Here is a 9,969-nt window from a genome sequence, read left to right on the forward strand (position 1 = left end):
CGAGAGACGAGGAATGACGACAGTGGAACCCTTCAGGATCGTGGCTGTTTCGGCCGGCCTCAGCCAGCCCTCGTCGACACGTCTGCTGGCCGACCGGCTCACCGACGCGACCCGGCGGTCGCTCGCGGACCGGTCGCCGCGCCCCGTCGACATCCAGGTCGTGGAGCTGCGCGAGCTGGCCGTCGACATCGCCCACAACCTGGTGACCGGATTCCCCGGCCCCGCGCTGCGCGCGGCGGTGGAGGCGGTCACCGGCGCGGACGGCGTCATCGCCGTGACACCGATCTTCAGCGCCTCGTACAGCGGGTTGTTCAAATCCTTCATCGACATCATCGACAACACCGAGCTGGTCGCTAAGCCGGTGCTGATCGGAGCCACCGGCGGCACGGCCCGCCACTCACTGGCTCTGGAGCACGCCCTGCGTCCGCTCTTCGCCTATCTGTGCTCGCACGTGGTCCGGACGGCCGTCTTCGCAGCCTCCGAGGACTGGGGCGCGGGCGACGTCCAGTCCGACACCCTGGGCACGCGGATCATCCGCGCCGGTGAGGAACTGGCGGAGCTGATGCTGCAGCAGCCCGGCAGAGCGGCGGCGGACGACGCCGTCGTGCCCTTCGAGCAGCAGCTGACCAGACTTCGGATCTCCCACTAGGCAACGCCTGCGGCCGCTGCCGCCCGGAACCTCTCCGATCTTCGTCAGGTCCGCCTCGCCGCCGACGCCCGGGCTTGCTCGGGCGTGACGTCGGGGCGGCCGGAAGAAGGAGCAGGGTGGGCGAGCGGGTGGCCTCAGCTACCAGGCCTGGGCCCTCGGGCGCCTCGGCGACCCCGCGGCGGCGGCATGTCAGAGCCGCGAGTCGGCCGGGCTCTTCGAGTCCGCCGACGACCTCCCGGTGCCCTCCAGGCCATGCGGCTGCACCCCCGCCGGGGCCGGCCGGCACGAGGAGGCCGTCACCGAGCACCTGCGCACACTCGTCTTCCTCGACCAGGCAGGCGAACGCATCGAACCGCATATCGCCGACTTCGCCCGGGTGAACCTGCGGATGGCCATCGGCTCGGCGCACACCGCCCTCAAGAACTGGTTCCAAGCCGCCGACGAGTCGCACTCGGCCGTGGACCTCTGCCGCACCGGCCGCCGGCGGGGCGTCGCCCTGGTCTCCCCTCGGCGACGCCCTGACGGCCGCCGGACACGCTGACCAGGCCCTGGACGCCCACAGCCGGTGCCTCGCCCTCGGCGCTGCAGTCGGCCCCTCCCGCCTCACCGAGACCCGGAAACGCCTCGCCCACCTCGACGCCCACTGAGGGCCGCCCCGGCCGGCGCCTCTGCCCGCCCCGGCCGTCCAGGAGGTCGTCCCTCACGGGAGCCTCCGGACAGGGCCACCGGCCGGCCGCGTGACCAGACCGATGTCGTGTCGGCATCTGACGGGTCGGACCGTCACCCGCTGCCCGCCATGAGGTCGGCCACAACGCGGTCCAGATCCAGATACAGCCCCTCCACGCCGGGCGGCACGACCGTGCTCGCCCGCTCCAGGAACGCGGTGACCGCCGAGGCGTCGATGTCCAGCGCGGCGGACCCCGCCGGGGATCTGACCACGATCCGCACCCAGGGCCGGTGGTCGCACTGCCAGGGTGCCACCAGGACGTCTCCGGCACCCACCGGCCGGCTCGTCCCCTTCGCCAGGAGACTGCGCGCGAACACCCAGTCGACCCTGCCGGTCGCCGTCGTCCCGACGGAGAGGCACACGGCATAGGGGTCCGACCGGTCGTAGCGCAGCTCGGCGGGCAGGGACGCCGGCGGTTCGTCCGCGACGGCGACGTGCACCGCCACCTCATGGGTGACCGAGGTGTGGGCAGCGCCGGAAAACTGCTGAGTCATGGCTTGTCCCGTCCAGAAACGATCTCAGGGGTGTCTGTGCGAACGACCCTAGAAGCGCCGGGGGAGCGGACTTTGCCGAGCAACGTACGCAGGGTTGCCCGCCAGAGCACCGGGCGCAGGGAAGCCCCCGCCCGGCACTGCGCCGGGCGTCTGACGACACCTCTTCTGCCCCAGGCCGCGAGAGGCGGCGGGTCGCGCGGGCGAACAGCGCGGTGCCCGGTTCCCGTGCCAGGGGCGAACCCGTGCGGCCTCCTCACCGCGGTGACGCGCGAGATGCGTCGCGGCGGGAGTCGACGCCTCAGAGCCCCCGCCGACCCGCATGCACGGAACCGCGGGCGCTGCTCAACCGACCGGCACCCGCCGGCCGCCCTGGACGGTGACCACGCCGGCCAGCAGCGCCAGCAGGACCCCGGTGGCCAGTGCCGGTGCGGGGGAGAGAGCGGCCGGGAGGAGCAGGACGGCCGCGAGGAGGAAGGGCACCCCCTCGGCGGCCGTCCTGTGGTGGGGCCGCAGTTGCAGCGCCCACACGGTGGTCAGGAAGACCGCCGCCGGGACGGTGACCACGGCGCCCGCAGTCTGCGGGGCGATGGAGGCACGATGGGTGACCTGGTCGGCGTCGACGGCCAGGCCCGCACCGACGGCGGCTGCCGAAGCGAAGATCAGATAGTGGCCGTAGGCCCACCGGAACCGTCTGCCGGGCCGCAGGTGCGTGGTGGCGAGCAGGGTGTGGGCCGGCCGGGCGAAGTACAGCCACCACATGGCGAAGACCGTCAGCAGGCCGCCCGCCGCCACCGTGCACAGCGGCCCGGTGCCGCGGTGCTGATCGAAGGCGGTACGGACGGCGGCTGTGGCGGAGGCGACGGACTCGCCGAGCACGATCAAGGTGAACGACCCGTACCGCTCGGCGATGTGGTGCGGATGCCAGGGCGTCATCCCGGCGGACTGCGCCCGCACCGGGACGCAGATCTCCGCCACCACCAGCACCGCGATGCCCACCGGACGCATGCGGCCGGGCAGGGCCAGCAGTCCCACCCAGCCGGTCTGGCAGGCCACCACCCCGACGGCGAAGCGCAGCGCGGTCCGGCGCCGGGGTGGGTCCGCCCGGGAGGCGCACAGCCACAGCCCGGCCAGTGCGCCGCGCATCACGACGTACCCCAGGGTGATGACGCTCAGGTCGTCGCCCTCGAAAGCCCGCCGCACCCCCGCCGCGAGGATCAGCGAGCCGGTGATCTGGACGAACACCGTCAACCGGTACGGGATGTCGTCCGGGTCGTAGGCGGAGGAGAACCAGGTGAAGTTCATCCACGCCCACCACACGCTGAAGAAGACGACCGCGAAGTGCAGCACGCCCGACGCGCCGTGCCCGGCCGCCACCGCCGCACGCAGCCCCGCGGACGCCTGGCTCACGGCGACCGCGAAGCACAGGTCGAACAGGAGCTCCAGCGAGGTCGAGACGCGGTGCTTCTCGCCGGGGTCCCGGGCGCGCACGGACCCCGCCCGGCGGCGCATGCCCGGCGTTGTATGACGCACCGTCAGTCCAGCCCTGCGGGAGCGGTTTCGCCGGGCACCGGGCCGACCACGACCACGACCACGTCGGCCGGCGGCTCGCTCATACCCGTCCCCTCTCTCGTCGTCTGCCCGCCCGCGTGCCTGCGGGGCGGCCGCGCCGGTGCGGCCGCCCCTGCGCAGTGATCGGCCGCCAGCGTACGGCTGTACGAGATCACTTCTCCAGGAAGGCGAGAAGTGCTGCGTTGACCTCCTCGGCGTGGGTCCACAGCAGACCGTGCGGGGCCCCCTCGATCTCCACGTAGTCCGCGGACGGGAGCGCCCTGTGGAACGGCCGCGCGGTTCCGTCGGCGGGCAGGATGCGGTCGGCCGTGCCGTGCAGGATCAGCGCCGGCACGTCGATGGCCGGGATGTCGGCCCGGAAGTCGGTGTACCAGGTGGACGGCGCGGCCGCTGCGGCGAAGAAGCCGCCGCCGGCTGCGACGTTCCAGCTGTTGCGGACCGCCTCCTCGCTGATCCTGGTGCCGAGGTTCTCGTCGAGGTTGTAGAAGTCCCTGAAGAAGTCGCTGTAGTACGCGTAGCGGTCCGCCTTCACGGCCGCGACGACGCCGTCGAAGAACTCCTTGGGGGCGACCCCGTCCGGGTTGTCGTCGGTCCGGAGCAGATACGGCCCAAGGGAGGCGAGGAAGGCGACCTTGGCCACCCGGGCGGAGCCGTAGGTGGACACATAGCGGGCGACCTCGCCGGTGCCCATCGAGAACCCGACCAGGACGGCGTCCCGCAGGTCGAGGGTCTCCAGCACGGTGTTGAGGTCGGCCGCGAAGGTGTCGTAGTCGTAGCCGGTGGTGGGCTGGCCGGACTGCCCGAACCCCCGGCGGTCGTACGTGATCACGCGGTAGCCCGCGTCGAGCAGTACGGCGCTCTGTCGCTCCCAGGAGTGGCCGTCGAGCGGGAACCCGTGGATGAGCACGACCGGCTGCCCGGTTCCGTGGTCCTCGTAGTAGAGGTCGACGGGGGTGGTGTTCTCCTGGCCCACGGTGATGTACGGCATGGGTGTCTGCTCCTTCGTCGGGGAGTGCTTACGGGTCACGGGATGCCGCCACGCTAGGACCGGAGCCCGGCCGTGGCTGTCCCCGAGGCGCACCGCCCCTTGCCCGCGAGTGCCCCGCACGGACGGCCCGGACGGACCGAACGAGGGCCTGACCGCAGGGTCGGGCGCGGACAGGCCAGAAGCGGGTCACCGACGGACAAGAGGCGGTGCCGAACCGGCCCTAGCGTCCTGTCCGAGCCTGTGGCGACCGATCCGGCCGGACGGCCACCGCGCCGAGGCCCGGCCTGCCCAACCCCCTACCTGCGGGAGACACACATCCATGTCCGACGACCTCACCACTCCGGTCACGCCCGTGCTGGAGCCTGCCGCCGCGGACTTCGCCGCGGCCACCGCCAACCCGCCGTACCTCTTCGAGCTGCCGCCCGCCGAGGGGCGCAAGGCGGTGGACGAGGTGCAGTCCGGGGAGATCGCCAAGCCGGCGGTCGACGAGGAGTGGATCACCGTCCAGGGCGGCCCCACCGGGTCCGTCCGCGCGCGCATCGTCAGGCCCGCCGGTGCCACCGGTGTACTGCCGGTGATCCTCTACATCCACGGCGCCGGCTGGGTGTTCGGCAATGCGCACACCCATGACCGCCTGGTGCGGGAACTGGCGGTCGGCGCCGGGGCCGCGGTGGTGTTCCCCGAGTACGACCTCTCGCCGGAGCACCGCTACCCGGTCGCCATCGAGCAGAACTGGACCGTTGCCCGCTGGATCGTGACCGACGGTGCCGGCAAGGGCCTGGACGCCACCCGTATCGCCGCCGCCGGCGACTCGGTGGGCGGCAACATGACCGCCGCACTGACGCTGATGGCCAAGGAGCGCGGCGGGCTTCCCCTGGTCCAGCAGGTGCTGTTCTACCCGGTCACCGACGCCTCGTTCGACACGCCCTCCTACCACCAGTTCGCCACCGGGTACTTCCTGCGCCGCGACGGCATGCAGTGGTTCTGGGACCAGTACACCACCGACCCCGCGCAGCGGGCCGAGATCACCGCCTCTCCGCTGCGGGCCACCACCGAGCAGCTCACCGGTCTGCCGCCGGCCCTGGTCGTCACCGGCGAGGCCGACGTCCTGCGTGACGAGGGCGAGGCGTACGCCAACAAGCTCCGCCGGGCCGGGGTCGCCGTCACCGCCGTCCGCTACCAGGGCATCATCCACGACTTCGTGATGCTCGACGCGCTGCGCGGCACACACGCCGCCGAGGCGGCCATCGCCCAGGCCGTGCACATCCTGCGCGCCGCGCTGCACACCGGCTGAGCCGCCTACCCGTTTCCGAAAGGAAGTTCTGCCATGTCCCGTACCGACGGCCCGACCGTCGTCCTGGTCCACGGCGCGTTCGCCGACGCCTCCAGCTTCGCCCGGGTCATCCCCGAGCTGCTCGAACGCGGCCTGAACGTGGTGGCCCCGGCGGTACCCAACCGAAGCCTGCTCGGCGACTCCGCCTACATCGCCTCGGTCGTCCGCCGGATCCCCGGGCCGGTCGTCCTGGTCGGCCACTCCTACGGGGGCGCGGTGATCACCGTCGCCGGCGTGGAGGACAACGTCAGGGCGCTGGTCTACCTGGCCGGCTACGCCCTGGAGGAGGGGGAGAGCCTGGGCGAGCTGCAGGGTGGTTTCCCCGACTCCGACCTGGCCGGCGCGCTGGTCCACACCCCCTTCCCGCTCGAGGGCTCCCCGGCGCCCGGCGTGGACGTCTCGGTCCGGGCCGACAGGTTCCCGGAGATCTTCGCCGCCGATGTCGATCCCGGTCTCGCCGCCGTCCTCGCCGTCTCCCAGCGCCCGCTGGCCGCCCAGGCCTTCGGCGAGAAGGCCCCGGCAGCGGCCTGGAAGACCAAGCCCTCCTGGGGTCTGGTGGCCGCCTCCGACCGCACCATCAACCCCGATGTGGAGCGCTACGGCTACCAGCGGGCCGGCATGACCACCGTCGAGGTCGACTCCTCGCACCTGGTGATGCTCGCCCATCCCGAGCGCGTCGCCGACCTGATCGACCAGGCCGTCCGCGCCGTCCGCTGACCGGTCGCAGGGCTGACCGGCCGGAGGGCTGACCGCGGCGCAACGCCGGGCTCCCGTGGTGAACGGCGACTTCTCCAAGTCGTCCGTTCATCACGGGAGCTTCGTCGTCCCGGCGGCCGACCGGGCCGGAGGGGTCAGGCGCCGATGCCGGACTGCAGCAGGGTGCCGATGTGCATGGTGGAGGAGGGCCCGGGGGGTCCGGCCTCGATCGAGCGTGCACAGCCACCGTGCCCCCTGCGAACCGCTCGTTCGCAGGGGGCACGGTGGCTGTGCGCGGGGCCCTCCGGGGCGGGCCGGTCAGCCCAGTGCCTCGCGGAGCCAGTGCTTGACCTCCGGGGTGACCGGGTCGGTGATGTCGGCGAACTCGTCGTGCTTCTCCAGGAGTCGCGCCACGTACGAACAGACCGGGACGACGCGTCTCCCTGTGGCGCGCACATCGGTCATGGCATGCAGGACCAGCCGGGCCGCGAGGCCCTGACCGGCGAAGTCCACATGGGTTTCCGTGTGGTAGAAGACGCGCTGCTCGCCCCGGTCCAGGTACTCGGCGACGCCGGCGAGCTCGTCGTCGACCAGGATCTCGTAGCGGTGCCTGTCATCCGCTCGTCGGATGACGGGAGTGGCCGACGTGGTCATGGGGTGCCTTTCGGGGGTGGGGGTGCGGGATTGCCGCGCGGGCTGATGACGGCGTTGGGCAGGGCCGGAGCGCTCAGCCGTTCCCCCTCGTAACCCCGGACCTCGCCGAAGCGGTCGGAGGCGTGCTCCCATGCCTCCTGGGCCTGGACGATCTCCTCGTGGCTGCGGCCGAGGAAGTTCCACCACATGACGATCTGCTCGCCGAAGGGCGTACCGCCCAGCAGGATCGTCCGGGCCGCGGCGTCGGTGGTGTTGGTGATCCTCAGCGTCGCGGTGCCGGGGCCCAGGTAGCCGAGTTCGGCCGGGCGCAGCGGTGTTCCCGCCAGGTGGACCTCGCCGCGGTCCACCAGCAGGCCGTGCTCGAAGCCCTCGTCGACGGAGAGGGAGACCGTGGCCCGGGGCCGGAGGGTGAGTTCGGCGCCGAGCAGCGGGGTGAAGGTCGGTACGGGCGAGGTCTCCCCGGCGAGGGAGCCCAGGAACACCCGTACCTCGCCGCCGTCCAGCGGGACCGGGCGCGGGATGTGGTGCCGGAAGTCGCGTGCGGTGTGCCGGTGCTGTCCGGGCAGCGCCTCCCAGAGCTGCACCCCGTGCAGGACCGTGGTCGCGGGGGTCGAGACCTCCGAGTGGGCGATGCCGTGCCCGCCCGTCATGAGGTTGAGCTCTCCGGGGCGTACGAAGGCGTGGACGCCCAGGCTGTCGCGGTGTTCGATCTCGCCGCTGAAGAGCCAGCTCACCGTCTGGAGTCCGGTGTGCGGGTGCGGTGCGACATCCATACCGCCGGTCCGGGAGACGTCGTCGGGGCCGTAGTGGTCGACGAAGCACCAGGCGCCGATCAGGGTCCGGGCCCGCTGCGGCAGGGTGCGCCGCACGGTCATCGCCCGCGGGCCGCCCAGGGGGACGTCTCTTGCCGAGAGGACCTCCACCTGTGGGCCCGCCCTCTCGTCCGCCGCGGGAGCACAGAGCAGTTCGACCGGACGGACCTCGGTGTTGCTCATGTGGAGACACCTCCCACTTTCGTTATCTCTTCAACTAATGCTGCGAGGCGCATGTTCCATCCCCGAGGGTGCGCCGCACCCGGGGGCCACCGGAAGCGGCCTCCGGGTGCGCGACCGTCCCGCGGTGGTCCGGACCGCGGTCACGGCCAGGGCCTTCGCACCCGGCGCGCCCGATCCCGTCCCGGTGACCGGAGCATGCCGGTCCGGCCCCGGGAACCGGACCGGCCGGACCGGGCGGTGCCGCCACGGGTGCGGCCCGTCCGTCCTCCTGCCGTCCGGTTCCCGGGTGCCGGCGGGTCGTGGCCCGCTGTCCGTCACAGGAAGCAGGGGTCGTACAGCTCCGTGCCGCCCTCCGGGGTCAGGCCGCGCCGGACACGCCACTGCCGGTGCTGCTCCGACTCGGCGACGGCCTGCCCCAGCAGCTCCGCCTGGCGGGCGCCGGAGCCGCGCGGCGCCCCGGCGGCCTGGTAGCCGCCGAAGTGGGCGACGGGGCTCCACCCGGGGCTGACGGCCGGGATCTCCTCCGCCATCCCCTCGTACTCGGCCACGGCATGCACGATCCGGCCGCCGACCACGGTCAGCACCGACTCGATGTGCGGGATGTCCTCCTCGGGCACGGTGAAGTAGTCGTCGGACAGGACCGCCAGATCGCCGTAGAAGCCGGCCCGCAGAACGCCCTTCACGTCCTCCTCGCCGGTCAGTGCGGCACCTGCGCGGGTGTACATGGCAAGTGCGGTCTCCCGGTCGACACGGTTCTGCGGCGGCCGCAGGGCCAGGCCGCCCAGGGTCCGGCCGGAGACCAGCCAGTGCAGGGCGACCCACGGGTTGTAGCTGGACACCCGGGTGGCGTCCGTGCCCGCGCCGACGGTCAGCCCGCGCTCCAGCATGGCCCGCACGGGCGGCGCCTCCGCGGCGGCGCCGAAGCCGTACCGCCGGGTGAACGCCTCACCCTGGAACGACATCCGGTTCTGCACGGACATCGCCCCGCCGAGGGCGGCGACGCGGTCCAGACTGTCCCGGGAGACGGTCTCCGCATGGTCGAAGAGCCAGCGGTTGCCGGCCGGGAAGAGCCCCTCCGCGGCAAGCTTCTCGAACACCGCCAGGTCGCGGCGGATGGTCTCGTCATAGGTCGCGTGCAGCCGGAAACCCCAGCCGTTCTCCATCAGCAGCCGTACCGCCTTCTCGAACTCGACCTCGTAGTCGGCCGCATGTTCGGGGCGGGGCTCCGCGAAGTTCTCGAAGTCGGCCGCGGCCCAGGTCAGGTTCTCGCCGGCGCCGTTGAGCCGCAGCCACTCGTCCCCGTCCTCGGGACGGACCATCTCGATCCAGCGGGCGAGGTCGTCGAGTTCCTGGCCGGCGGTCTGCGGGAACAGGTGATAGGCGATGCGCAGGGAGAGCCGGCCCTCCCTGGCCAGCTCGGTCACCGTGCTGTAGTTGTCCGGGAAGTTCTGGAAGCCTCCGGCGGCGTCGATCGCGGAGGTCAGCCCGAACCGGTTCAGCTCCCGCAGGAAGTGCAGGGTGGAGGTCTTCTGCTCCCCGCTGTCGAGCAGGGGGGCCTTGGCGAGCGTGGAGTAGAGGATCAGCGCGCTGGGCGCGGCCAGCAGCATGCCGTTGGGGTCGCCGTTGCGGTCCCGGACCAGCTGCCCGCCCCTGGGGTCGGGGGTGTCCCGGGTGTAGCCGACGGCCTTCAGCGCCGCCCGGTTCAGGATCGCCGACTGGTACAGGTGCAGCACGAACACCGGGGTGTCCGGTGCGGCGGCATTCAGCTCGGCGGGAGTGGGCAGCCGCCGTTCGGCGAACTGCTCGGCCGACCAGCCGCCCACCACGCGCACCCACTGCCCCCTGGGTGTGCGGGCCACCTGCT

General features: G+C 72.5%; 10 protein-coding genes. 4 read left to right on the forward strand and 6 right to left on the reverse strand.

What is annotated here, in order from left to right:
• The first annotated feature begins 13 nt into the window (after positions 1–13).
• Together AOK09_RS04600 and AOK09_RS04605 are read left to right on the forward strand one after the other, a co-directional pair.
• Positions 14–649 carry an FMN reductase gene (locus tag AOK09_RS04600; protein WP_055585809.1) on the forward strand — a complete coding sequence of 212 codons (636 nt, stop codon included), beginning with the start codon at positions 14–16 and terminating at the stop codon, positions 647–649.
• 238 nt (positions 650–887) lie between these two features.
• Positions 888–1,190 (forward strand): hypothetical protein, encoded by a 303-nt coding sequence (locus tag AOK09_RS04605; protein ID WP_055585810.1) that lies wholly within the window; start codon positions 888–890, stop codon positions 1,188–1,190.
• A gap of 239 nt (positions 1,191–1,429) precedes the next feature.
• Here AOK09_RS04605 and AOK09_RS04610 read toward each other — a convergent pair whose 3' ends face one another.
• The 3 genes from AOK09_RS04610 to AOK09_RS04620 all read right to left on the reverse strand — a co-directional run bounded on the left by AOK09_RS04610 (position 1,430) and on the right by AOK09_RS04620 (position 4,427).
• Entirely contained in the window at positions 1,430–1,870 is a 441-nt protein-coding gene (locus AOK09_RS04610) for an SsgA family sporulation/cell division regulator (protein ID WP_055585811.1), read from the reverse strand.
• 342 nt (positions 1,871–2,212) lie between these two features.
• Positions 2,213–3,379 carry a low temperature requirement protein A gene (locus tag AOK09_RS04615; protein WP_055585812.1) on the reverse strand — a complete coding sequence of 389 codons (1,167 nt, stop codon included), beginning with the start codon at positions 3,377–3,379 and terminating at the stop codon, positions 2,213–2,215.
• A gap of 211 nt (positions 3,380–3,590) precedes the next feature.
• Positions 3,591–4,427 carry an alpha/beta fold hydrolase gene (locus tag AOK09_RS04620; RefSeq protein ID WP_055585813.1) on the reverse strand — a complete coding sequence of 279 codons (837 nt, stop codon included), beginning with the start codon at positions 4,425–4,427 and terminating at the stop codon, positions 3,591–3,593.
• Positions 4,428–4,746: 319 nt separating this feature from the next.
• Here AOK09_RS04620 and AOK09_RS04625 point away from each other — a divergent pair, with 319 nt between their 5' ends.
• Both AOK09_RS04625 and AOK09_RS04630 read left to right on the forward strand, forming a co-directional pair.
• The gene (locus tag AOK09_RS04625; protein ID WP_055585814.1) at positions 4,747–5,721 is read left to right on the forward strand and encodes an alpha/beta hydrolase; all 975 of its coding nucleotides are present in this window, start codon (positions 4,747–4,749) and stop codon (positions 5,719–5,721) included.
• 33 nt (positions 5,722–5,754) lie between these two features.
• Positions 5,755–6,477, forward strand: a complete 723-nt coding sequence (locus AOK09_RS04630; protein ID WP_055585815.1) for an alpha/beta fold hydrolase — start codon at positions 5,755–5,757, stop codon at positions 6,475–6,477.
• A gap of 297 nt (positions 6,478–6,774) precedes the next feature.
• Here AOK09_RS04630 and AOK09_RS04635 read toward each other — a convergent pair whose 3' ends face one another.
• The 3 genes from AOK09_RS04635 to AOK09_RS04645 form a co-directional block, all read right to left on the reverse strand.
• Positions 6,775–7,110 (reverse strand): GNAT family N-acetyltransferase, encoded by a 336-nt coding sequence (locus AOK09_RS04635; protein WP_055585816.1) that lies wholly within the window; start codon positions 7,108–7,110, stop codon positions 6,775–6,777.
• A complete protein-coding gene (locus tag AOK09_RS04640; protein ID WP_055585817.1) occupies positions 7,107–8,105 on the reverse strand; it encodes a pirin family protein in 999 nt (332 codons plus the stop codon). The genes AOK09_RS04635 and AOK09_RS04640 overlap by 4 nt, the downstream gene beginning before the upstream one ends.
• A 314-nt stretch (positions 8,106–8,419) precedes the next feature.
• A partial coding sequence (locus tag AOK09_RS04645) for an amidohydrolase (protein ID WP_055585824.1) occupies positions 8,420–9,969 on the reverse strand: 1,550 nt, incomplete at its 5' end.

The sequence above is a fragment of the Peterkaempfera griseoplana genome, assembly GCF_001418575.1.
Taxonomy (GTDB): Bacteria; Actinomycetota; Actinomycetes; order Streptomycetales; family Streptomycetaceae; genus Peterkaempfera; species Peterkaempfera griseoplana.

Coding starts and splice junctions, on each gene's coding strand:
- AOK09_RS04600 (WP_055585809.1), top strand. CDS start 14: ATGACGACAGTGGAACCCTTCAGGATCGTGGCTGTTTCGGCCGGCCTC.
- AOK09_RS04610 (WP_055585811.1), bottom strand. CDS start 1,870: ATGACTCAGCAGTTTTCCGGCGCTGCCCACACCTCGGTCACCCATGAG.
- AOK09_RS04615 (WP_055585812.1), bottom strand. CDS start 3,379: ATGCGCCGCCGGGCGGGGTCCGTGCGCGCCCGGGACCCCGGCGAGAAG.
- AOK09_RS04620 (WP_055585813.1), bottom strand. CDS start 4,427: ATGCCGTACATCACCGTGGGCCAGGAGAACACCACCCCCGTCGACCTC.
- AOK09_RS04625 (WP_055585814.1), top strand. CDS start 4,747: ATGTCCGACGACCTCACCACTCCGGTCACGCCCGTGCTGGAGCCTGCC.
- AOK09_RS04630 (WP_055585815.1), top strand. CDS start 5,755: ATGTCCCGTACCGACGGCCCGACCGTCGTCCTGGTCCACGGCGCGTTC.
- AOK09_RS04635 (WP_055585816.1), bottom strand. CDS start 7,110: ATGACCACGTCGGCCACTCCCGTCATCCGACGAGCGGATGACAGGCAC.
- AOK09_RS04640 (WP_055585817.1), bottom strand. CDS start 8,105: ATGAGCAACACCGAGGTCCGTCCGGTCGAACTGCTCTGTGCTCCCGCG.